This window comes from Collinsella aerofaciens (assembly GCF_040926405.1).
Taxonomy (GTDB): domain Bacteria; phylum Actinomycetota; class Coriobacteriia; order Coriobacteriales; family Coriobacteriaceae; genus Collinsella.
The window spans coordinates 31,233-53,922 of record NZ_JBCOIG010000015.1 but is presented as its reverse complement, the minus strand read 5'-3'; the positions used below and the strand labels follow the sequence as shown (position 1 = coordinate 53,922).

General features: G+C 60.5%; 17 protein-coding genes. 6 read left to right on the top strand and 11 right to left on the bottom strand.

The window, feature by feature from the left end; translation table 11 throughout:
* The 8 genes from AB5758_RS06680 to AB5758_RS06645 form a co-directional block, all read right to left on the bottom strand.
* The coding region (locus tag AB5758_RS06680; RefSeq protein WP_368155448.1) for a 2Fe-2S iron-sulfur cluster-binding protein at positions 1-644 on the bottom strand (644 nt) is incomplete at its 3' end.
* Positions 638-2,470: an NAD(P)-binding protein gene (locus AB5758_RS06675; RefSeq protein ID WP_368141671.1), complete on the bottom strand. Its 1,833-nt coding sequence runs from the start codon at positions 2,468-2,470 to the stop codon at positions 638-640. The genes AB5758_RS06675 and AB5758_RS06680, both read right to left, overlap by 7 nt.
* Before the next feature lie 256 nt (positions 2,471-2,726).
* Entirely contained in the window at positions 2,727-4,109 is a 1,383-nt protein-coding gene (locus AB5758_RS06670; RefSeq protein ID WP_117769499.1) for a 6-phospho-alpha-glucosidase, read from the bottom strand.
* Positions 4,110-4,112: 3 nt separating this feature from the next.
* Positions 4,113-5,729 (bottom strand): PTS transporter subunit EIIC, encoded by a 1,617-nt coding sequence (locus AB5758_RS06665; RefSeq protein WP_368141673.1) that lies wholly within the window; start codon positions 5,727-5,729, stop codon positions 4,113-4,115.
* Positions 5,730-5,828: 99 nt separating this feature from the next.
* A complete protein-coding gene (locus tag AB5758_RS06660) occupies positions 5,829-6,683 on the bottom strand; it encodes a PRD domain-containing protein (RefSeq protein ID WP_368141674.1) in 855 nt (284 codons plus the stop codon).
* An 18-nt stretch (positions 6,684-6,701) separates the two neighbouring features.
* Positions 6,702-7,214, bottom strand: a complete 513-nt coding sequence (locus tag AB5758_RS06655) for a PTS sugar transporter subunit IIA (protein ID WP_368152528.1) — start codon at positions 7,212-7,214, stop codon at positions 6,702-6,704.
* A gap of 344 nt (positions 7,215-7,558) precedes the next feature.
* Positions 7,559-8,320 (bottom strand): EFR1 family ferrodoxin, encoded by a 762-nt coding sequence (locus AB5758_RS06650; RefSeq protein ID WP_368141533.1) that lies wholly within the window; start codon positions 8,318-8,320, stop codon positions 7,559-7,561.
* A gap of 621 nt (positions 8,321-8,941) precedes the next feature.
* Positions 8,942-11,185, bottom strand: a complete 2,244-nt coding sequence (locus AB5758_RS06645) for a DEAD/DEAH box helicase (protein WP_195544335.1) — start codon at positions 11,183-11,185, stop codon at positions 8,942-8,944.
* Positions 11,186-11,773: 588 nt separating this feature from the next.
* Here AB5758_RS06645 and AB5758_RS06640 point away from each other — a divergent pair.
* The 6 genes from AB5758_RS06640 (at position 11,774) to AB5758_RS06615 (ending at position 18,748) form a co-directional block, all read left to right on the top strand.
* Positions 11,774-12,736: an FHA domain-containing protein gene (locus AB5758_RS06640; RefSeq protein ID WP_195544336.1), complete on the top strand. Its 963-nt coding sequence runs from the start codon at positions 11,774-11,776 to the stop codon at positions 12,734-12,736.
* A 171-nt stretch (positions 12,737-12,907) separates the two neighbouring features.
* Positions 12,908-14,992 carry a protein kinase domain-containing protein gene (locus AB5758_RS06635; RefSeq protein WP_368141532.1) on the top strand — a complete coding sequence of 695 codons (2,085 nt, stop codon included), beginning with the start codon at positions 12,908-12,910 and terminating at the stop codon, positions 14,990-14,992.
* Between the two features lie 250 nt (positions 14,993-15,242).
* Positions 15,243-17,618 carry a heavy metal translocating P-type ATPase gene (locus AB5758_RS06630; protein WP_368141531.1) on the top strand — a complete coding sequence of 792 codons (2,376 nt, stop codon included), beginning with the start codon at positions 15,243-15,245 and terminating at the stop codon, positions 17,616-17,618.
* An 11-nt stretch (positions 17,619-17,629) separates the two neighbouring features.
* Positions 17,630-17,851, top strand: a complete 222-nt coding sequence (locus AB5758_RS06625; protein ID WP_006235338.1) for a heavy-metal-associated domain-containing protein — start codon at positions 17,630-17,632, stop codon at positions 17,849-17,851.
* A 41-nt stretch (positions 17,852-17,892) separates the two neighbouring features.
* A complete protein-coding gene (locus AB5758_RS06620; RefSeq protein WP_229066831.1) occupies positions 17,893-18,162 on the top strand; it encodes a metal-sensing transcriptional repressor in 270 nt (89 codons plus the stop codon).
* A gap of 112 nt (positions 18,163-18,274) precedes the next feature.
* Positions 18,275-18,748 (top strand): hypothetical protein, encoded by a 474-nt coding sequence (locus tag AB5758_RS06615; protein WP_368141530.1) that lies wholly within the window; start codon positions 18,275-18,277, stop codon positions 18,746-18,748.
* 91 nt (positions 18,749-18,839) lie between these two features.
* Here AB5758_RS06615 and AB5758_RS06610 read toward each other — a convergent pair whose 3' ends face one another.
* From AB5758_RS06610 to AB5758_RS06600, 3 genes are all read right to left on the bottom strand, one after another.
* Positions 18,840-20,237: an amidohydrolase family protein gene (locus tag AB5758_RS06610; protein WP_368155447.1), complete on the bottom strand. Its 1,398-nt coding sequence runs from the start codon at positions 20,235-20,237 to the stop codon at positions 18,840-18,842.
* 267 nt (positions 20,238-20,504) lie between these two features.
* A complete protein-coding gene (locus tag AB5758_RS06605) occupies positions 20,505-21,566 on the bottom strand; it encodes a hypothetical protein (RefSeq protein WP_368155446.1) in 1,062 nt (353 codons plus the stop codon).
* 375 nt (positions 21,567-21,941) lie between these two features.
* Positions 21,942-22,649: a hypothetical protein gene (locus AB5758_RS06600; protein WP_346965295.1), complete on the bottom strand. Its 708-nt coding sequence runs from the start codon at positions 22,647-22,649 to the stop codon at positions 21,942-21,944.
* Positions 22,650-22,690: the final 41 nt, after the last annotated feature.

Below are 22,690 nucleotides of genomic sequence, written 5' to 3'. Positions count from 1 at the left end.
GTGATGCACTGGCCGCACGCGACGCAATCGGTCTTGCCGATCGGCACGCGCCCGCGGGTGCCCACGGCGGTATGCGTGGCGCGGTTGGTCAGGTCCCAAATCCCTAGGCCCTGTACGCTCTCGCACACCTTGATGCAGCGCATGCATTTAATGCACTTGTCGTTTTCGCGGATGATGGGGAAATCGAAATCCCAGCCCTCGCCCGCCAAATGCCTTTGATACGGCAGATAGAAAATGCCCAGGTCGTTGGCAATGGTCTGCAGGTTGCAGTTACCGCTGCGCACACAGCTCGTGCAGCGTGAATCGTGCTGCGAAAGCAGCAGCTGCACGTTGGTGCGGCGCGCCTCGCGGGCCTTGGGGCTGTTGGTGTGGACCACCATGCCATCGAGCACGTAGTTGTTGCAGGCGGCAACCAGCTGGTCGCAGCCCTCAACCTCGACCACGCACACGCGGCAGCCGCCGATCTCGTTCAGATCGCGCAGGTAGCACAGGGTGGGAATCTGGATGCCGACGGACTTGGCCGCGTCCAGGATCGTGGTGTGCTCGGGCACCACGACCTCGCAATTATCGATAGTGAGCTTGACCATATTGAGTGCTCCGCTTTCGGTGTTATCGCTGACAGTGGGGTTGTTGAGCTCTACCATTCCAGGTTCCTCCCTCCGCGGAACGCGCCAAAACCAAAGTGGTCGCAACGCAGGCAGCGGCTTGCCTCCTGGCGCGCCTCCTCCTCGGTAAGGCCCTGCTCGACCAGATTCCAATCGTGAATACGCTCGCCGGCCTCGCGCTCACCCAGCTCGCAGCGGCCGCACTCGTGCTTGCCCTTAAACTGAACGGTCGGCAGCTCCACGTCGAGCTTGATCTTGTGGTCGAAGCCCAGATAGCGGTCGATGTTTGCCGAAGCCACGCGGCCGGCGTTGATGGCACGGATGACGGTGGCGGGGCCGGTCTGGCAGTCGCCGCCGCTAAAGAGGCCATCGAAGTTGGGCACGGCACCGTCCGAGTCGGTGACCACGCAACCCCACTTGCAGGCGATGCCCATGTCCTCAAACGGCTTGGAATCGATGTCCTGGCCAATGGCGACAAACACGCGCTCGCAGGGGATGACGCGCTCGGGCGTAGCGGCGGCACGCGGAGCCGGACGACCGCGGCGGGGCTCGCCGATAATCTGCGGTTGCACGCGCAGGCCGCTCACGCGACCATCTTCGCCCGTCTCGATGGCGAGCGGCGCCGTGAGCTCCAGCACCTCACAGCCCTCGGCCTGGGCACCGGCAATCTCGGCGTCCTGGGCCGTCATATCGCAGATGCGACGGCGGTAGACGATGCTTACCTTTTCGGCACCGCAGCGCACGGCGGAGCGTGCCACGTCCATGGCAACGTTGCCGCCGCCGATGACGCACACGCGCTGGCCGCTCAGGTCGGGCAGCTCGTCATCGCCGATGGCGCGCAGCATCTTGACGGCCGATTCCACGCCGGGCGCCTCTTCACCCGGAAGGCCGAGCTTCTTGTCACTGTGGGCACCGATGGCCAGGTAGACGGCATCGAACTCGTCGCGCAGACGGGCGAGCTCCTCGCCGCTCACGGAGTGGTCGAGCTCCACGTCGATGCCGGCGCTCAAGATCCAGTCGATCTCGGCCTGCAGGCGCTCGCGCGGCAGACGATAGCTGGGGATGCCGTAGCGCAGCATGCCGCCCAAGTGGTGGCGCTGCTCAAAAATGGTCACCTTGTGGCCCATCACGGCCAGGTAGTAGGCACAGGAAAGGCCGGCCGGGCCGCCGCCGATCACGGCGACGCGCTTACCGGTGTTGTCCACTACATGTGGCTTGTGGTCGTTGAGGTCGCTATGCTCAACGGCAAAACGCTTGAGGGCGAGGATGTTCATGGGGTCGTCGACCATGCCACGGCGGCAATGCATCTCGCAGGGATGCTCGCACACCAGGCCACAGACGAGCGGTAGCGGGTTGTTCTTGCGGATGACCTTGACGGCGTCGGCATAACGGCCTGCCTCGACGAGCGAGATGTAACCAGGAATGTCGACGTGCGCCGGGCAGCCCGAGACACACGGGACGCGAGCCTCGCGGTCAAAGCCGCAGGAGTGCTCGCGGATGTGGTGCTCAAAATCGTCGCGGAAGCCGCGAATGGCCGTGAGTGCCATGGCGCCAGCTTCGTAGCCGATGGCGCAGTCGCTCGAAAGGTAGATGGTGCGGGCCGTGCGCTCAATCAAGTTGAGCGTGGACTCGTCGGCGCGGCCCTCGAGCACATCGGCGAGCAGGTCGCTCAGCGCGCTCAGGCCCACGCGGCAGGGCGTGCACTTGCCGCAGCTCTGGGTAGAGCACAGGTTGACGAGCGCCGCCGTAAACTCGACGGGGCACGGGGCGAGTGAACTCACCGCCAGACGACGTCCGAGTGCATCGTGCAGGTCGTCCATGACGGCCTGAGCGTGGCTGCGTTCCATTACGTGCAGTCGAGCCATAAGATCCCCTCTCACATGGCAGCCCGGAGGCGAGGCCGGGCGAAATTGCTACACGCACAACACTGACCTAAAAAGTTGTTAGGTCTCCACGCAGTTCGGCAGGCGGTATGAAATGTCACCATCAGCGGTGAAAATGAACATTATCGCAGATAAATGCCATATTTGATAAAACGCGTTACCAAACGACAATGCCCCGCCCACGCAATCACGTGGGCGGGGCATTGCTTCAGGTATGCGGCCAGCGACCCTGTTGCTTTTACTTAAGCTCGGGCCAGTAACCCTTGTTGGCCTCGATCATGTCGTCGAGAACCTCCTTGGCGACCTTCATCGACGGCACGGTCTTGTTGAGCGTAAAGGCCTTAAGCGCCTTCTCGTACGAACCCTCGATCGTAGCCTCGACAATGAGCTTCTCGGAGTTCAGCTGCTGCATCATGAGGCCCTGCTGGAACAGCGGAATGTTGTCGCGGCTGATGACCTCGGGGCCGTTCTTGCCAATGTAGGCAGGCAGCTCGACCATAGCGTCGTAGGGCATGTTGGGGATGGCGCCCTTGTTCTCGCAAATGACCAGGAAGCGCTGCTTGGTGTCGTTCTTCAGAGCGATAGCCAGATCGGCAATCCAGTCGCCGTGGCTGCCCGCATAGAACGTGCTCTCGTCGATCTCGCCCGTCTTCTCGTAATGGTCGATACCATCAAAGAGGTTCTTCTCACGCGTCTCCTCAACCTCGTTAGCACGGGTGCGCTCGGGGTTGGAGTGCTCGACGAACTCCTTCTGCTGCAGGTAGTAGTTCAGATACGTGTTGGGCAGGTACTCCGGGAAGCACTCCATGATCTCGTACTCGCCCTTCCAGACGTAGTACCAGCTGCCCTTGGTGTGGCGGTTCTGCTCGGGGTGCTCGTCGACGGCCTCCTCGGGCTTCTTTGCCATGAGCGAGCCCATGCCCTTGAGGTAAGAGTCGGGCAGCAGAATCTCATGCTCCTTGATGTACTCGCGCAGCTGCGGGAGCACCTCCTCGCCCTTGTGGCGGATCGAGGTGAACCAACCAAAGTGGTTGAGGCCAAAGTAATCGTACTCGACATCCTTCTTGTCGATATCGAGCGCGGCGCAAACCACGTCGATAATCGCGATCGGCATGTCGCAGATGTTGATGATGCGAGCGTTGGGACGCAGCACACGGCAGCCCTCGGAGACGATGGCGGCAGGGTTGGAGTAGTTGAGAATCCAGTAATCCTTCTTGGCATACTTCTCAACGTCATCGATCAGCTCGACCATGGGGAAGATGGTGCGCATGCCGTAGGCAAGGCCGCCGCAACCGCAAGTCTCCTGACCCACGCAGCCGTGACGCAGTGGAATCTTCTCGTCCTGCTCGCGCATGGCGTAGCCGCCCACGCGCATCTGAGCAAACACGAAGCTCGCGTCGGTGAAAGCCGTCTTTTTGTCGGTGGTCACCGTGAGCTTGATGTCCAGGCCGAGGTCCTCGTGCAAAATCCAGTCCACGAGCACGCCAATCTTGCGCTGGCGCTCCTCGTTGATGTCGTACAGACGAATCTCGTCAACGTCGAGCTCGTCCTTGCGCAGGGCGATGGACTTGACGATGCCGGGGGTAAAGGTGGATCCGCCACCACACAGAGTAATGATCATTGTTTACTGCTCCTTCTCAATTGCGTTCTCGACTTTGTCGCGCATCTCGGCGACCTTCATGCCAAAGATGATCTGGATATTGTTACCGTTGCGGTTGATGCCGCTGTTGGGCACGTGGTTGATGAGGCTCTCATCGATGAGGTCCGGGTTCTTAACGTTCACGCGGAGACGCGTAAAGCAGTTCTCGAGCTCCTCGATGTTGTCCTTGCCGCCAAGACCTGCGACCAGGTCGGCAATGCCCGCATCGACGCCCTCTGCGGGAGCCGCGGCAACAGCGCCCTGCTTCACCGCGACAGACGCGGCGGCCTCGCCCTCGGCAACGGACTCGGCGAGCTCGGACTCCTCCTCGCGACCAGGCGTGTGAAGGTTGAGCTTCTTGATGAGGAAGGTGAAGAGGAAGAAGTACAGAGCGGCGTTGACGACTCCAAGCACCAGCATAACCGGCCAGTTGGTCTTATCGACACCGAGGACCAGGTTGGAAACCACGATGTTGATGATGCCGCCTGCAGTCGAAGCGGGCACGGAGAGGACCTTGAGCAGGACCAGGAAGATGCCGGAAAGAACCGAGTGAACGACAAAGAGCACGGGAGCGGCAAAGACAAAGAGGAAGTCCATGGGCTCGGTGACACAGGAGAGCACGGCGGTGATGATCAGCGGGATGATAACGGCCTTGGTCTTATCCTTGTTCCCCTTGTAAGCGGTGACGATAAAGGCGAGACCGATACCGATGTAGGGCCACAGGTTGTTGAAGGTATAGCTGTTGAAGTAGGTGCTATCGGAGAAGGGCTGGCCCGTCATTGCCATCTCGGCAACACGGATGGGATAGGCGCCGGCAATAACCTGATCACCCAGCGTCAGGGTGCCGCCCACATCGGAGAACTGGAACGGGGTATAGATGAGGTGGTGCAGGCCGGTGGGAACGAGCAGCTTGTTGAGCATGCCGTAGATAAACAGACCGATGTTGCCCGACTCCTTAATGATGCCGGCAACGGAGGAGATGGCACCCTGAACCGGAGGCCAAACGATGCAGAAGCCAGCGCCCATGATCCAGGAAATGATGATCATGATCAGGAACGGGAAGCGAACGCCCGAGAACATCGAAAGGGCAATGGGGAACTGCTTGTTCGAGTACTTGTTGAACACGGCACCGGTGATGCAACCGAGAATAATGCCGCCAAACACGCCGGTATCGAGTACCTGGATGCCCATAACGGTGGCCTGGCCGGTTCCGGTAAGACCGAGCATGCCGCTCGCATCGGCAAGAGAACCGGTGGCGTTGAGCACGATGTTGTTTGCCTGCAGGAACAGGAAGAACGACATCAGGGCGATCAGCGAAGCATGGCCCTTGTTCTTCTTTGCCATGGCGCCGGCGATGCCCACGCAGAACAGAATCGAGAGGTTGTTGATGATAAACATCAGCGACTGGTAGACAACGGCGCCCACAAGTTGGAACGGACCGGAGCCCAGTACGGGGACCAAAGCACAAATGGTCTTGTTGGTCAGAATGATGCCCACGATGAGCAGGATGCCGGCAACCGAGAGATACATCATCGGCTGAACGATCGACTTCGCGAACACCTCCAACGGCGCTTTGAAATTGAACTTCTTTTTTGCGGTCATAGCGGTACTCCCCTTCCTTTTCCGCAAATTAAGACAGATGTGCCCTGGACAAGACCGTAAGTCCTGCCTTATATCAATCGATGTGTGGGCACGTTATGCCTAGAGACCAGGTTCTCCAAGCAGGTTAACAATGTGATACGCGAGATAACTCTTCTCGGCATCGGTAACGACAACGTTATAGGTAGACGACAAGTGGGCGGCTATGGCATCCGCGCACGAGAATGCGCACGGATACGCCGTTTCATCGATTCGGAACAGCGCGTCGCCATTGATTTGCCCGGCCGCGGGATCGAGCGCTCGCTGTGCAAAAAACTGCAGGTGGCGAACGAAACGTTCGTAAGGCAACGAGGTGTCGTCGAGGGTCGTGGCATAGCGCTCGGAAACAATCGCAAGCACGTCGCGAACAAGCTGGACCGAAACAATCAGGCGGTCAGAGCGCTGCGGCATGGTGGCGTTGACGATATGCAAGGTAATGAAACCCTGCTCTTCCTCGCTCATCTGGATGCCCATATACTCCTTGATAATCTGCAGCGCACGGCCCGCAAGTGCATACTCCTTGCGATAGAACTGCTGAATCTCGAGCAGCAACGGATTCTCACAGGGGACGCCCTTGCGCTCGCGCTCCAAAGCAAGGCTGATATGGTCTGCGAGAGCGATGAGAATCTTGTCATTGATATCGACATTGAGCTCTCGACGAAGCATCTGAACGATGTCCTCGGAAATCACGAGGTTGACGGTGGGGATGGACTCTAAAAGATGTGCCAAGCGGTCGATCGTACGCGAATCCTGAGAAGTTCCCTCCTGCAACGCGTAGGTCTTTTCGACTGATGCCTCGTCGATGGCATCGCCGACATGACGGCCAAAGCAGAGGCCTCGAGCGATGACGATGAGCTCGGAGCCATCGTCCGAAGTGACCATTGCGACGTTGTTGTTAAAAACTCGCTTGATAACCACGGTACCCACCACAAGAATTTACTCGGAAAGCCAGACGACAGGCTCTTTAACAGCAACAGGGCCGGAAGCATGCTCACGAAGAGTCGAGTTCTCCGAACGCTCACACACGATAACGAAGACCGTGGGATCAAAGCCGGCAGCGCGAACCACGTCGAAATCGACCTCGACGAGGGGCTGGCCCGCGTCGACATGGTCACCCTGGGCAACAAGCGCATGGAAGCCCTTGCCCTCAAGTTTAACAGTGTCGATTCCGATATGCAGCATCACCTGAGCGGAGCTGTCATCGGACATGATGCCCAGCGCGTGCTCAGTCGGAAACAGCGCCGCGACGGTGCCGGAAACAGGAGCGCACACCGTTCCCTCTTGGGGAACCACGGCAACGCCATCACCCACCGCACGGCTGCTAAAAGCGGGGTCATTGGTTTTTTCTAGATTAACAAGCTCGCCGGAAACAGGGGCGAGGATTTCGAACTCGGAAGTCGCAGTCGCCTGCTTATCCGAGCCACCCATAAGGCGAGAAAAGAAACCCATGGTGACATGTCCCTTCATAAATATAGCCCAACCAAAATCAATCGAATGCGCCCATTGAGACGCTCGCGATCAAAGACTTTGGTTAGGCCCACGTCCGAGGGGACTCGGTAACCTTCCGCATTTCTTTTTACGGGGGTTATTGTAGACAAGCCCAAAGCCAGAACAATCATTATGACCGGCGAACGGTATTTTTTCTCCGATAAACGGTATTTATGCGGTACTTAGGGACGTTCCTTTTCTGCCGGCACTCGGGGACACTCCTCACTCTGGTGCATTGGGGACAGGTTTGTTTGCACCAGGTCGGCGCAGATTAACCTGGCCCCATTGCACCAATTTCGTATGCGCTAGATAAAGAGCTCGCATTCCTTCCGCACGACGCAAACCTTGCTCAGCATCTGGGAAACAGTGGATAGTTTGTTGGGATCAAGCTTGCGAGCACCTCGCGGACATACGGCGATGCAGCGCATGCAGGAGGTGCACGCCTCGCCAGCTGCTCGCTTGGGGTCGCCTTTGTCGATAGCACCAACGGGGCACGCCGCGGCGCATGCACCGCAGGAGACACAATCCTCTGTTGCCTCGGGTGCCATGCGGTGACCTCTGGCTTGTTTATAAGGACGATTGCCGGGAATAGAGGGCTCGGATGTATCCTCAGCCAACAGCTTTTGCTGAATTTGCTGCGCAAACTCTGCGAGCTGCGCCGCATCCTGCGCATCCGGTCGCCCAGCAGCAAACTGTCGCGCAATGGAATGTTCTGCAATGGCTGCAACTGCCGCGATCACCCGGAATCCCGCATGCTTCGCAACGTCCTCCAGCTCTACGAGCGTGTCCTCAAACGCGCGGTTTCCGTAGACGCACACCAGAACGGCCCGCGCTCCGTTGCCGTGAACCATGCCCAACCGGTCAGCCACCACAGCCGGGATTCTACCGGCATACGCCGGCACAGAGATTACGGCCACGTCGTCCTCAGTCATCGAGACAGCGCTGAAATCTAGCCCGCTAACGGTCAGATCGACGGTAACGGTATTCTTGTCCAGTGCCCCGGCCACAAGGCCAGACACCTTCTGCGTTCCACCCGTCGGACTAAACACAATTTCGAATACGCTCATCGAGGCACCCTCCCCCTACGCCTGGCAACGCGTCAAGCCGCTTTCACATCCAGCCAGAGTATACGGCACGTGGGGTCCCCGTTTTGATGTACCAAGCACCCCAATGCACCCACCCTACGCTGTCTGCCTCTTCGTTTTGTATTAATTACGGTACAGATTGTATATATTTACGGGATACCGCCGTGTTCTCCCGAGGTACCCCATCCTGGCCCGTGCAAAAAACGGAGTATTCTGCAACGTGACCGCGCCAGCAATACCCCGAGCGGGCAAACCTTTAGGGCGCTGCGTCATTTTGGGTTCCGACATGGCGAGAATGACGCGCCCCTGCTCCGGAAAACGACGAAATCTGACTCAGAACGCTCGCTAGGGATATCCGAAAGCCACCGTTGACGACGTCAAATCATATGCAGACAACTCGAACTGCAGAATACTCCAAAAAATGCACGGCGCACCCCATGGGACCCATTGCCGCATGGTAAGAAACAGGCCCACGGCATCCTCTAGATGCATTCCCGAGGAAATCACATTTGAACTAGCGATCGGATACGGCAAACAAAAAGGGCCCCGAGCGTAGTTGCTCGGGGCCCTTGGTTCACCTCGCTCTAGCGGGCGATGCGTGTGTTATTTACGCTTGCCGCCGCCGTCGCCGGGGCGACGGGAGCTGCCGCCGCGCTTGCCGCCACGGCTGTTGCCGTAGCTGCCACGGTTATCGCGACCGCCGGCGCGGCCGCCACGGGAACCGGCCTGGTTGCCGCCACGCCCACCACGATAGCCGCCGCGACGCTCCTCGCGGGTATCGTCGTAGTTGCGCCAGTCATCGCGACGATCGCGGCTGGCACGCGGGTCACGACGATCGCGCGACTCGTTAGAACGAGCGGCGCCGCCGCGGCCGCCATTGCCGCGAGCACCCTCGCGACGCTCGCCGCCGCGGCTACCGCGCTCTTCAAAGCGCTTGCCGCCACGGGACTCGCCACCGCGGGCACCGCGCTCACCACGGCCCTCGCCGCCACGGCGCTCATCGCGCCCGCCGCGCTCGCCGTCGCGACCGGAACGACGGCGGTCGCCCGCACCGCGCTTGCCACCGCGCGAACCGTGGCCCTCGTCCTCGCGCTCGACACGACGACGGCCACCGCGATCCTCGTCCTCGCGGCGGCGGCGATGCGCCTCGCCCTGGAACTGCTTGGCACGACGCTCGGCACGGTTGCCACGCGGGGCCTGCTCGACAGCACCGCCGCGCTCCTCGGCAGCCACCTCGCGGGCCACGCTCTCAACAGCCTCGTCCACGCGAGCCTGAACGCCCTCGCGCACGCGGGTCTTGCCGCCGCGCTTGGGACGGCTCGGACGCTCGCCGTCGCCGCGACGCTCGTCGCGACCGCGGTTGGAACGACCGGCCACATCGCCGTAGTCATCGCCGTTGCGCTTGCCGTCGCGACGCGCCTGCTCAAGCTTCTTCTTGCTCTTGGACTTGCCGCGCTTAGTCTTCTTCTTCACCTTAAAGGCGGCAGGATCGCGCTCGGGGTCAACGGCGGGCGGGTTGGGACCCACGTGCAGGTCGCCGGCTTCGTAAATATCGGCCGTCTTGTCCATGAGCTTCTCGATCTCGTAGAACTCGTCGACGTCCTGCTCGGTCACAAACGTGATGGCCCAGCCCAGCTCGCCAGCGCGGCCCGTACGGCCAATACGGTGGATGTAGTCGGTCGGCTCGGCCGGCACGTCAAAGTTCACGACGTAGCGCACGTCGCTGATGTCGATGCCGCGGGCGAGCACGTCGGTTGCCACCAGCACGTCGACGGTACCGTCGCGGAAGGCCGAAAGGGCACGCTCGCGCTGGGCCTGGCTGCGGTTGCCATGAATCGCGGCGGCCTTGATGCCCTTACGTTCCAGACGACGGCAGCAGCTGTCGGCGCGGTGCTTGGTGCGCATAAAGACGATAGTGCGCTCCGGGCCCTCCTTCTTGAGGAACTCGGGCAGCAGGTTGTTTTTGGCCTCGATGGACACCGGGAACACAAACTGATCGACGGTGTCGGCGGTCGACGTGGCAGGTGCGATCTCCACGCGAGCCGGGTCGCTCACCAGGTCGGTGATCTCGCCCACGGCCTCCTCGTCGAGGGTCGCCGAGAACAGCAGCGTCTGGCGCTCGGCCGGCGTCTCGCGCACAATGCGCCGGACGGCGGGCAAAAAGCCCATGTCGAGCATACGGTCGGCCTCGTCGAGCACCAGGACCTTAACCTCGTCCAGGTGGCAGGCGCCCTGCTCGATCAGATCGACCAGACGGCCCGGCGTTGCGACCAGGATGTCGCAGCCGTACTTAAGTGCCGCGGTCTGCGGCTTGTAGCTCACGCCGCCCACGACGGTCACGGCAACATGGCCGGTGACGTCGGCGATTTTGCTTGCGACCTCGTCGATTTGCTGGGCAAGCTCGCGCGTAGGGGTGATGACGAGCATCACGGGGCCTCGACCGTTGCCCTCGGGCTTTTTAGCACCGCGACGACGGTTGCGGCCGCCGCGCTCGCGCACGGGTTTGGGAGGAGCGATGTGCTCCAGATTGTTCATGGTCGGCAGCAAAAAGGCGGCTGTCTTGCCGGTACCGGTCTGGGCGGCGGCAAGCAGGTCACGGCCCTCGAGCACCACGGGGATGGAGCCGGCCTGAACGGGCGTGGGCGCCGTGTAGCCCAGGTTCTCGATAGCACGGAGCATCTCGTCGGAAAGCCCCAGCTCGTCAAAGGCGGGCAGGCTCTCGGTAGCGGACTCGACGGCCTGGGCAGCATTGGCCTCATCGGCGGCATCGAAGGCAGCCTGGGTCATAGCCTCGCGGGCCTCGTCCAGGATCTCGGCGTCCGTGACGTCAGATACAGAATTACGCATATGTTGTTGTTCCTTATCTGCACGCGCTATGGGCACGGCATGCGGCCGCGCGGGCGTGCTTGGTAGTGCGCTAATACATACAAAAACGGGTGCGCACAGAGAGGACGTTGCTCAGCACGCTGGCGATCGCTTTGGCAGCCCTATCACGCGCCGTCCAGACGCAGCAGCTCTAAGCGATGGAGCAGATTCGCCGCCGGTTAGTATACCCGTGCTTCGCATGCCCCCACGTAAACCACAGATGACGAGGCGGACGAGGTGGGCCCGGCTGATTGTCTCAATCTGTAACAGTTACAGGGCAAATCTTCCTCTACGTGTTACAGATCGAGACAAACGGTCGACACGGTTCACAAACGTCTCAATCTGTAACAGTTACCGAGTAAAATCGGTCCTAATTGTTATAGATCAAGACAGAGGGGGATTTCCGTCCAGTCCAAACCAAATCTCTCAGGCTTCCTGCAATTTCGAACATGTGGCCTATAATGTTGCTTTGGTTACGCTATATATTGCGCGGCCATTTAATACGTCGCCCACCGGGGGCCATTAATTCCTATCGCCATATTGGCTAGGAAGCAATCAAAGGAGGTATCCGTGGCAGCAGAGACGCCTTGCTCGGTCCTCTATAACGATATTCGCTCGTTCGGCGGTCTTAAACATCTCGAGATCGCCCGAATGCTTATCAATGGAAACTCTTATCTCGGCAGTACCCTGCTCGAGAAATGCTCTTCCAACCGCTCGTATCTCACCCGTTACATCGTCCATCGCAAGCCTGACCAGTGCGCGCCCTCCATCTACAGCGACTTTACCGTCACCACGCTCAACCTTTCCTCGGCAATCTGCAGCAAGCTCGGCGGCGGCGAGTCCGCCTATCGGGCAATCGCCGAGCACTATCGCGGTCCGGCCGCCAACGAAATGATGTCGGCTCTCACCAGTTACAAGCTGGACAGCCGCCTATATGCAAATGCCCTCAATCGCATCGACAACTTTGACGGCAATGCCGTGCGCGAGAAAAGCACGCTTTACCTTATGCTCTTTGTGGCAACGGGGGCGCTCGCCGATCCCGTTCAGGGCGTGGCCACCGTCGAGCGCTTTTGCGACAGCAAGACGGGCGAGCACTTTGGCACCACCGAAACTACCGTCGGACGTGGCTTTATGAGCAGCCTGGAGCAGCCGCGCACCGTCGCCCCCAACCTCGGTCTGCTCAGAACCCATGCCGACAACTGCGCCGACATGCAAATCCATCCCCTCACACGCGATCCGCACGGCACCGTGATTGGTTCTCTGCCCAAAACCTCGCCCAGCATCACCGATGTGGGCGCCGACGCATCGCGCGAGCATCTTCGCATTTGGCTTGAGGGTGAGCACTGGTACGCCCAGGGCCTTGGATCGACCAACGGCACGGTGCTCGAATCGGGCGCGCGCGACGGCGATATTGTGATTGAGCCGCCGCGCGACCAACGCGAGCCCGGCAAGATCTATCCCCCCGTGGAAATCGCCAACAGCGACAGACTTCATTTGGGTCTCTATACGACATTCCTTGTCATTGTGGACTAGCGCGGACGGCGATCGAAAGACGGTCGCCGTCCGTCTTTCGTCTTCTACCTTCTGCGTCGTAAACGACAATGCACAGCGGTATACGTGGGCAGTGCGGCTATCATGGTACTTTACCGATATCCGCACTGCTCACGTATACGTGCGGCAACCCATGCCAGACAAAGGAACGCCATGGATACTACCGATAGCGCCTATGGCGACAAACTCATCCGTCTCGATACTTTCGATACCGCCGTGGCGGTCGACCCCAGCGCCGAGGACGACGCCAAGCGTCGGTTTATGACGCTTATTCTCCAGACGGCCCACCGCAACAACGGCAACATCGGGCACGTGCTGCGCGCGACCAACACGAGCGGCGAGGTCTTTGCCGTCAAGCTACTCAAGGACAACGCCATCCTTTCCGGCCAAGCCCCCGACCGCTCCGCCGAGCAATCGGCAGCGCACCTGGCCAACACCGCTGCGCTGTTCGAGGAGTACCGTCATCTGTGTACCGTCTCGCACCTGCGCGGATTTCCGCGCGTCTATGGCTACGGATCGTGCGAGGATGACCCGCTCATCCTCATGGAGTGGGTCGAGGGCACCTCGCTCAAGCAGGCGCTGCCCCTGCTTCCGCACGACGCCTCGGGCGGGCTGACCACCCAGATGGTCGCCGCCGTCGGAAACGCCGTGCTTCGTGCGCTCTTGATGACCCAAGGCCTCGTGAATCCGGTCATTCATCGCGACCTGTCGCCTGCCAATATCATGTTCCGCACCACCAGCCGAACGCTCGAGCAGCAGATTGCCGATTGCTCCTTTGACCCCTGCCTCATCGACATGGGCTCCGCGACCATGGCTCTCGGCGACGACACGATCACCCGGCGCGCCGACATCTGGCGCTTTGCCACGCCCGCATACGCCGCGCCCGAGATGCTCACGCAGGATATCGAAGGCATCGCGGCCCTTCGCCGTTCGCCGGCAATCGACGTCTATGCGCTTTCGAGCATTTTGTACCAGCTCTACAGAGGTCGCAAACCGTTTGACTTTGAGTCGACGGACGCCGCTGCAACCGGCTCGTTCTATCTCGTAAAGACCAAGACCAAGCCGGCACCGCTCGAGCCGCGCTGCGAGGGCGATGAAGCGCTTGTCCAAATCATCATGAAGGGTCTCTCAGTCGAGCAGTGCGATCGCCCTACCGAGCAGCAGATGCTCGAGGTGCTCTCGACATACCTCACCGACGCCGAATCCGAGGGCCGCGAGGGCGCGGGCAGTGACGCCGCAATCGACATCGACTCCGGTACGCACCTTAAGGTCGACGTCGCCGGCGAGCGCGCGCGAGAGATTCTGGAGCAGGCCCGGCACGATGCCATGACCCGCCGCCGGTTTATTATCGGTGGCGTCGTTGCAGCCGTTGCGGGGCTCAGCGTCGTTGGGGCGGCGACCCATGGCTTTGGCATCCCCGACTACCTGGACGGCATCCGCGGTTCGCTTGACGACTACACCTGGGATCAGCTGCAGGAGATTTCGCTCAAGATTAAGGCCGCCGAGACCCGTAGCGAGGCACGCGAGATTGCCAAGCGCTATCACCTGCTCGATGCCGATGGGCATATCCCCTATCCGTGTACCAAGCGTGTCACGCTCACCAACGGGCTGCAGGTTGGTGCGCAGCTTGTGGGCATCCGCCACGATGAACTTCTGGACGGGACGGGCAAGGCCGGACTGACGTTTATGTTCGATGCGGGTATTGCCGAGCGCAACGCTGCGGCTGAACCGCCGAGCGCCGGCTGGGCAGATTGCGAGCTGCGGGAATGGCTCAACGGCGACGGCCTTAAGCTGCTGCCCAACGAGTTGCGCGCACTCATCAAATCTGTCAAAAAGATCTCGAATAACGCTGGCGCCGCCAACAGTGCATCGTGTCTGAGCGAGTTGCCCGCAACCCTTTGGCTGCCCGCCATGGTCGAGCTGTGCGGTACGCAACCGCCCGATTCGTTTGTCAAGGACTATCACTACCTGGCAGACATCTACAACGGCGAGGGCAAGGAGTATCAGCTCTTCCGCGAGCTCAAGGTGAGCCCGTATTCCACGAACGAGACGATGGTCCGCCAGTGGAAGGGCAAGGACACCTGCTGGTGGGAGCGCACGGTGAGCCCCGACTCATCGGAGACCGAAGGCACGCTCTATTTGAATCGCGTTGGACACGACGGCGACGTCTTTACGTACGCAACGCCTGCGGACAAGCCAAACAAACGAACCTGTGTGATCCCCGGATTCTGTATCTAGAGAGCGGGCGTCTTGCCGTGACGGGACCCCTCCCCGGCAATTGTCTCGATCTGTAACAGTTAGAGGTCATTTTCCCTGCTAGATGTTACAGATTGAGATGATTGGTTGGGACGGTCCATCGGCCAACCATCCATCCTCATCTGTAACGAAATCTCATATATTATTTCTGTACTGGACACCCCCAGGGGGTATGGGTGTATAGTATCGGCAGGTTAACAATTCCAACACCGAACTACAGAAAGGAGAAGCCATGGCTCAAGATAAGTTCGACGTGGGCGGCATGACATGCGCCGCCTGCCAGGCGCACGTGGACCGTGCCGTGAGCAAGCTCGACGGCGTCCAAAGCGTCGCGGTCAACCTGCTCGCCGGTTCCATGGTGGTCGACTACGACCCCGCGCAGGTCTCCCCCGACGATATCTGCACCGCCGTCGACTGCGCGGGCTACTCGGCCTCACCCGTCGACGCAGGCACCGGTGCCGCCGGCTCAAGCGGCAGCTCGCAGGCTAGGTCTGGCGCCGCCCATATGGAGTCGCCGACCAAAAAGTTGGAGGCCGCCGCCTCTGCCATGCGCACCCGCCTCATCGTCTCGATCATCTTCCTCATCCCACTGTTCTACATAGGCATGGGGCACATGCTCGGCTGGCCGCTGCCCGGCGTCTTCACCGACCACACCCACAGCATGACGCTCGCGCTCACCGAGCTCGTCCTGCTCATTCCCATCGTCTACGTCAACGACGCGTACTTTATCAACGGGTTTAAATCACTCGCGCACGGCGCGCCTACCATGGACGCCCTTATTGCCGTGGGCGCCACCGCCTCCATCGCCTGGTCGCTCTACGCCATGTTCATCATGGCCGACCAATTAGCCGCAGGTCAGGTGCACGAGGCCATGATGACGAGCATGGACAACCTGTATTTTGAGAGCGCCGGCACGATCCTGTCGCTGGTCACCGTGGGCAAATACCTCGAGACGCGCAGCAAGTCCAAGACCGGCGGCGCCATCGAGGCGCTGATCGACCTGACGCCCAAGACCGCGACCGTCGTGGCAGAGGACGGCAGCGAGGCCACCGTCGACGTCGACAGTATCCTTCCCGGCCAGGTCCTGCGTGTGCGCCCCGGCGAGTCCATCCCTGTCGATGGCGTGGTGCTCGAGGGCAGCTCGGCCGTGGACGAGAGCGCGCTCACCGGCGAGTCCATCCCCGTGGAAAAGACCGCCGGCGACACCGTCAACGCCGCCACTGTCAACCGCACCGGCTCGTTTACCTTCCGTGCCACACGCGTGGGCGCCGACACGTCGCTCGCCAAGATTATCCAGCTCGTCGAGGACGCCAACGCCACCAAGGCGCCCATCGCCCGCATGGCCGACAAAGTCGCCGGCGTGTTCGTGCCCGTGGTGTTCGCGATCTCGGCTGTGACCTTTGCGGTGTGGATGGCACTGACCGGCAGCATAAACGAGGCGCTCACCTCCGCCGTGGCCGTGCTGGTAATCAGCTGTCCGTGCGCATTGGGTCTGGCCACGCCCGTCGCCATTATGGTCGGCACCGGCAAGGGCGCCGAGATGGGCATTCTCTTTAAGAGCGCCGAGGCGCTGGAGAACCTGCGCAGCGTGGGCACCGTGGTGCTCGACAAGACGGGCACCGTCACCCGCGGCAAGCCTGCCGTGACCGATATCGTGGTAGCCACGCGCGCTGACGGCTCGCCCGCCATGAGCGAAAAGGCGCTGCTCAAGCTGGCCGCCGCGCTGGAACGCTCAAGCGAGCACCCGCTGGCCGAGGCGATTATGGCCGAATGCGAGACACGCGGGATCGTCGCGCGCATGGTCGAAGACTTTACTGCCGTGCCCGGTCGTGGCGTTACGGCTCACGAGGGGCAAAACGCCATTGCAGCCGGCAACGTACGCCTGATGAACGAGCTGGGCGTTACCGTGCCCGCGGGTCTTGCCGAGCAATTTGCCGCCGAGGGCAAAACGCCGCTGTTCTTTGCCAAGAACGGCGAGCTTGCCGGCACCATTGCCGTGGCTGACGAGGTCAAGGAGACGAGCGCCGGGGCCATCGCCGCACTGCGCTCGCTTGGCGTCGACGTGCGCATGCTCACCGGCGACAACCACGTGACGGCCGAGGCCATCGCCCGCCGCGTGGGACTGAGCAGCGAGCAGGTCATCGCCGACGTCCTCCCCGCCGACAAGGAGCGCCACGTGCGCGAGCTGCAGAATGAGTGCAGCAAGGTCGCCATGGTGGGCGACGGCATCAATGACTCCCCCGCCCTGGCGCGCGCCGACGTGGGCCTTGCGATCGGCACCGGCGCCGACATCGCCAAGGAGGGCGCCGACGTGGTACTCATGCGCAGCGACCTCATGGATGTTGCGCGGGCCATCGAGCTTTCGCGCGCCACGATTCGCAACATCAAGCAGGACTTGTTCTGGGCGCTGTTCTACAACGGCATCGGCATTCCGCTGGCGGCGGGCGTGTTCTTCCCGCTCACCGGGTGGCAGCTCTCGCCGATGTTTGGCGCCGCGGCCATGAGCCTGTCGAGCGTATGTGTCGTAAGCAACGCTCTGCGCCTAAAATCCTTTAAGCCCAAGACGGCGCTGTTCACGACTAAACTGTCAGATAATCTCAATCGATAAGGAGTACACCCATGCGTTACACAATCAAGACTTCCGGCCTTATGTGCGGCCACTGCGACGCTACTGTCGAGACGGCACTGCTCAACGTTGCCGGCGTGACCGACGCCGACGCCGATCACGAGACCCAGACCGTCCAGGTGGAGTGCGCCGACACCGTGACCGCTGAGCAACTCGCTGCCGCCGTCGAGGGCGCCGGCGAGAAGTTCCACGCCCTGTCCGTAACCGCCGCGTAACGACCCACGCGCACCCCGACCAGAAACGAGGACCCGCCATGATGGCAGACCACAAATCGGTGACCCGCATGCTCAAGACGGCACGCGGCCAGATCGACGGCATCTTGCGGATGGTCGATGAGGACCGCTATTGCGTCGATATTTCCACGCAGCTCATGGCCACACAGGCGCTCCTCGCGCGCATTAACGCCGACGTGCTCAAGGCGCATATCGAGGGCTGCGTGACTTCGGCAATCGAATCGGGCGACGAAGACCTCAAAGCCGCCAAACTCGCCGAAATCGAACGCGTCGTCGACAAACTCTCCAAGTAATTGGGGCATTGGGGACAGGTACGTTTGCACCACATTGGTGCAGATTAACCTGTCCCCCTTGCTCTAAATCGGGTATAAAGGCGTGCAGCATATCGAACGAAAGGCAATTTGCATGAATGACTTTATGAAGGGCCGCAATGGCGCCGATGAGCTCACCATCGTGATGGGTTTTGCCGGCATCGTCATCGCGATGATCGGATCGATAGCCCGCATCCAGTGGCTCAGCTGGATTGCCATCGCCGTAATCGTGATTGGCGTGCTGCGCGGCCTGTCCAAAAATATCGATGCACGTCACAAGGAGAACGAGGCCTTTGTCGCCGCGACCGCCAATGTTCCCGGCTTGGGCAAGTTCGTCGCCAGCTTGGGCGGCGGCGCTGCAGCGGCCAGCACCTCACGCGCAGCCGGCACCAGTAAGGAAGACTTTGAGCGTGCCAAGCGCACGGCCAAGAAGATGTGGAAGGGTCGCAAGACCACGGCATACCTCAAGTGCCCCAACTGCGGCCAGATACTCTCTGTTCCCAAGGGCAAGGGCAAGATCCGCGTCACCTGCCCCAAGTGCCACGCCAAGATGGAGACGCGCTCCTAGCCGCTACACCATAGGACAAAATAAAAGCCGAGGCCTCGTGTTGAGACCTCGGCTTTTTGTATGCGGCAACGGAGCTGTCCCTTTGTCTCATCTACGCCACGCCGTCGCGAGCCAGCTCCTCAGCCAGCGCTTCGGCAGGCATGGCCATAATCGCGTCGAGCTCGGCGTCCACCTCGGGAATACGCTTCACCTTGAGCTTGCGCACCAGATCACCACGACACATCACGTGCGTCGGCTCACGCAGTGCGCACAGGTCATCGAGCGGGTTCTTGCGCGTCACCAGGATATCGGCGGCCTTGCCGCACTCGATCGTGCCAGTCTCGCCGCCCAGCCCCAGCAGCTCGGCGTTGACTTGCGTAGCCGTATGCAGCGCGAAGGCGTTGCTCATGCCGACATACTTGGCAAAATAGGCCACCTCACGCCACATGTCGTACTGCGTCACGAACGGGCAGCTCGAATCTGTGCCAAGGCCCACCTTAACGCCGGCATCCAGCGCCGCACGAGCACTCTCGATAATACCCGAGCACACGATGTCGCCGTTCTTCTTTTGCGTATCGGTCGAATGAGTCTTTTCCGGGTCGAGCAACACAAACGGCAGTGCCGGGCTGATAGTGCAGGTCACACTCGGAGCACGCCCCTCGAGCTGCGTGCCCGCGGCGCCGCGGTACAGCTCCAGGATCTCGGGCGTCATCGGGGCACCGTGCTCGATCGTATCGACGCCGGCCTCAAGCGCGGCCTTCACGCCCTCGGTGCTCTCGACATGAGCCATGACCGGCAGCCCCACCTCGTGCGCAGCCTTGCACGCCGCCGCGGCAACCTCCACCGGCATACGCAGCACGCCCGGCTCGCCCACCTCGGTCGCGTCGAACACACCGCCCGTTACGAACAGCTTGATGACGTCGGCACCGCGCGCATATAGGTCGCGCACCTGTTCGGCTGCCTCGGCGGGACTGTTAGCCACCTGGGCGAACAAGCCAGCACCATGGCCGCCCGGCACCGTAACGCCCGTTCCCGGCGCCACCAGGCGAGGACCTTGATACTTGCCGGCATCGATAGCATCGCGCACGGCAAGATCGGCAAACAGCGGGTCGCCCGCGCCGCGCACCGTGGTCACGCCGCTTGCCAGCTGCTGCTGGGCACTGCCCTTGAGGATGCGGCGGACGATGGCACGGCCCACGGGATTATCGAGTTTCTTCATCAGCGCTCCCGCATTGCCGGCCGAGACAGGCTTGCCCGAGCCACACAAGTGCACGTGCATATTGATGAGACCGGGCATGAGATACGCACCTGCCAGGTCGATAACCTCGGCACCCGCCGGAGCCTGCGCCACAGCACTCGGCCCCATCCACGTGATGACACCGCGCTCAACGGCCACGGCCATGTCGGGCTGCGGCTCCATATGTTCCGAACCATCCAGAATGGTCGCATTGATAAACAGCGTAGAACGATCAGCAGACGTCATATCGAGCTCCTCCCTCACGATTAACATGAACATTTGTCCATTATCACCTAATGCAGCGACCTAAAGTCGAGCATATCGGTCAACGGAAGGAAGAGGGGATGTGAGGGACGGAATACGTTACAGCCCCACCCCAGCGACACCAGGGAATGTCTCGATCTGTAACAGGTGCAGGGTTATTGGGCCCCTTGATGTTACAGATCGAGACATTCGGTCGATGTTTCACCGGTTTGTCTCGATCTGTAACAATTACGGACTCAAACAACCTCTAAACGTTATAGATCGAGACAAAACCTCTCAGTGCCCATACCACTGGCGTCTCCACTCCTCAGCCAATTCAGCCTGCCGAGGAATACCCGCCAGCCTCATTTTCTCGACCAGCTTCCCCGGGTCTTTGAGTTCGTTAAACGTAAACCGAAGCACCTTATGCCCGAGCATTGTCAAATGAGATTCCCGCTGACGTTCTGCCACGAATGGGTCGACCGACTCCCGATCCCCACCATCCTGCAGGGTATACTTTCCCTTTCCATCGAGCTCGCCAATCACGCACGTTCCGTCCTCGAGCCTCCAGAAATAGTCGACTCGAAATACCTGATTCGAATCGAGCGGATCACGAAACTCCACCTGCAACTCTGGCACCGGAAAACCGTATGCAATAAAGAACGCCCGAAAGCGAGACTCGCCGCCGTTTTCGGACAGCCCGTCCGCATACGACGCAATCACCTGTGCCCTGCGATACCCTCGCCTGCCCTCGCAATCGGCGTGGAGGCGCTCGCACAAATCCCCACGTGATACGCCTTTCGCCCGCAGTGCAGAATCGGCAATCGCCAACCCGTAGGAGAACGGCGCACGCAGCAGACAATCCTCCACCGTGCGCCAAAACGACGTCACCCGCACGCCGTCGACGCGCTCGAGCGCGCCCGCCATCTGCGGACGCAACAACCTGCACCCGTTGCTCAACGTCACCGAACAACCCGTCTTAACAAGATAACGCGGCCCGAGCAGATCATTCGGCACCTCCAAACCCCACAAAAGCGCCGCGTCATAGCCCCAAAACGCCCAATCGGGATGAAATTCCGCAAGCCCTTTGATAGTCCTCAGCGCTCGCTCCGCCGGCGTCAATGCATCCCAATCATGCTGAAAACAGAACAGGTAAGGCTCGAGCTCCGCGATATCGTCGGTTCCAACATGGCGCCGTAGCCACATGAGCTCGGTGCTGTCATGCGTTGCAAGCAGCGCACCTTGCTCGGTCGTCTCCGTGAGCCGCGCGAGCATCCTATTCCGCGCCAACGTGTTGCGAGTCGTATGTTTGTGTTTGGAAACGGTATTAGACACTTTCATCACCACCACGTCAGACAAATGGACCATCGTCACCGTTGCCTCCGCTGACAAATGTCTTGATCTGTAACAGGAGGACTGTCTTTGAGCCTCTAGTTGTTACAGATTTAGATCTTTCGGCACCGCTTCCAGCCTTTGTCTCAATCTGTAACAGCAAAGTCGACTTTCAGCCTGTAGATGTTACAGATTGAGACATTCCCCCAACCAGGTGCCGAACGTCTCGATCTGTAACAGTAAGACGTTCTCCAGGCCCCTAAACGTTACAGATTGAGACAAACCAACGGCGCCCAAGCATTCGTCTCGATCTGTAACAGGTAGACCGGTTTTTTGTCCCTAAACGTTACAGATCGAGACATAAAGACAGAAGGCAAGGCAGGACAACGCCAGGTCCATCCCCTACTCCCACTCCTGCTCGTAGATGTTGAGCGACTTTACGTACCGCCCCTGGGCGCCCATGATGTCGCGGACCAGACGCAAGAAGAAACTGATGCACGAGGTGTCAAAGCCATCCTGCAGGTCCTCCGGATGCACCGCACCAGGCCCATCGACCGCCGTGTCACTCAGGCGTGCGATGTCATACAGATAGAGTTGTCCCGCCGTCAGCCAGACATCGTCGACGCAGGCGAGGCGCACCGCAATCGCGCCGTCGCTCCAATGCTCCTTTTGCACGATATGCGGGTCGTAGACATCAAAGCGACGGTCGGTGCGCGTGTCCTTCAGCGCGACCATACCAGTCGCAGGATCCTTGTCCAAAATGCCAAAGCGCGAGAAATACTGCGTGTCGCGTACCTGCTCGAGCCGCTTGAGCGAGGCAGGCGAAAGCGATGTCGGCGGCTCTTCAACATACAGCTCGAGCAGCGTCTTGCCATGGCGATAAGGGCGCTCGAAGAGCAGCCAATCGGTAAATGCCATGTTGTAGGCCATGATTTCGTTTTGCGAAGGCTCAGTGCAATAGCTGAGCCACGGGTCGACAATGATCTCGAACTGTTCGCGCGCCGGCTCCAAAAACTGGAACTTCCGCAGCATCCAAAAATGGGCCATGTCGGCAATATCGTTGCCGACGGCTTCGGCTAGCTGCGCTCGGTCTAAAGCGTGGTCAGTCATGGCATCCTCCTCAAACTGATGGACCTCAATTTGAGCTTACG

What these genes read in the sequence shown, in the direction of transcription:
- AB5758_RS06650 (WP_368141533.1), bottom strand. Translation starts at nt 8,320, where the DNA reads ATGAGCGTATTCGAAATTGTGTTTAGTCCGACGGGTGGAACGCAGAAG.
- AB5758_RS06620 (WP_229066831.1), top strand. Translation starts at nt 17,893, where the DNA reads ATGGCAGACCACAAATCGGTGACCCGCATGCTCAAGACGGCACGCGGC.
- AB5758_RS06655 (WP_368152528.1), bottom strand. Translation starts at nt 7,214, where the DNA reads ATGGGTTTCTTTTCTCGCCTTATGGGTGGCTCGGATAAGCAGGCGACT.
- AB5758_RS06615 (WP_368141530.1), top strand. Translation starts at nt 18,275, where the DNA reads ATGAATGACTTTATGAAGGGCCGCAATGGCGCCGATGAGCTCACCATC.
- AB5758_RS06645 (WP_195544335.1), bottom strand. Translation starts at nt 11,185, where the DNA reads ATGCGTAATTCTGTATCTGACGTCACGGACGCCGAGATCCTGGACGAG.
- AB5758_RS06675 (WP_368141671.1), bottom strand. Translation starts at nt 2,470, where the DNA reads ATGGCTCGACTGCACGTAATGGAACGCAGCCACGCTCAGGCCGTCATG.
- AB5758_RS06635 (WP_368141532.1), top strand. Translation starts at nt 12,908, where the DNA reads ATGGATACTACCGATAGCGCCTATGGCGACAAACTCATCCGTCTCGAT.
- AB5758_RS06600 (WP_346965295.1), bottom strand. Translation starts at nt 22,649, where the DNA reads ATGACTGACCACGCTTTAGACCGAGCGCAGCTAGCCGAAGCCGTCGGC.
- AB5758_RS06670 (WP_117769499.1), bottom strand. Translation starts at nt 4,109, where the DNA reads ATGATCATTACTCTGTGTGGTGGCGGATCCACCTTTACCCCCGGCATC.
- AB5758_RS06625 (WP_006235338.1), top strand. Translation starts at nt 17,630, where the DNA reads ATGCGTTACACAATCAAGACTTCCGGCCTTATGTGCGGCCACTGCGAC.
- AB5758_RS06665 (WP_368141673.1), bottom strand. Translation starts at nt 5,729, where the DNA reads ATGACCGCAAAAAAGAAGTTCAATTTCAAAGCGCCGTTGGAGGTGTTC.
- AB5758_RS06630 (WP_368141531.1), top strand. Translation starts at nt 15,243, where the DNA reads ATGGCTCAAGATAAGTTCGACGTGGGCGGCATGACATGCGCCGCCTGC.
- AB5758_RS06610 (WP_368155447.1), bottom strand. Translation starts at nt 20,237, where the DNA reads ATGTTAATCGTGAGGGAGGAGCTCGATATGACGTCTGCTGATCGTTCT.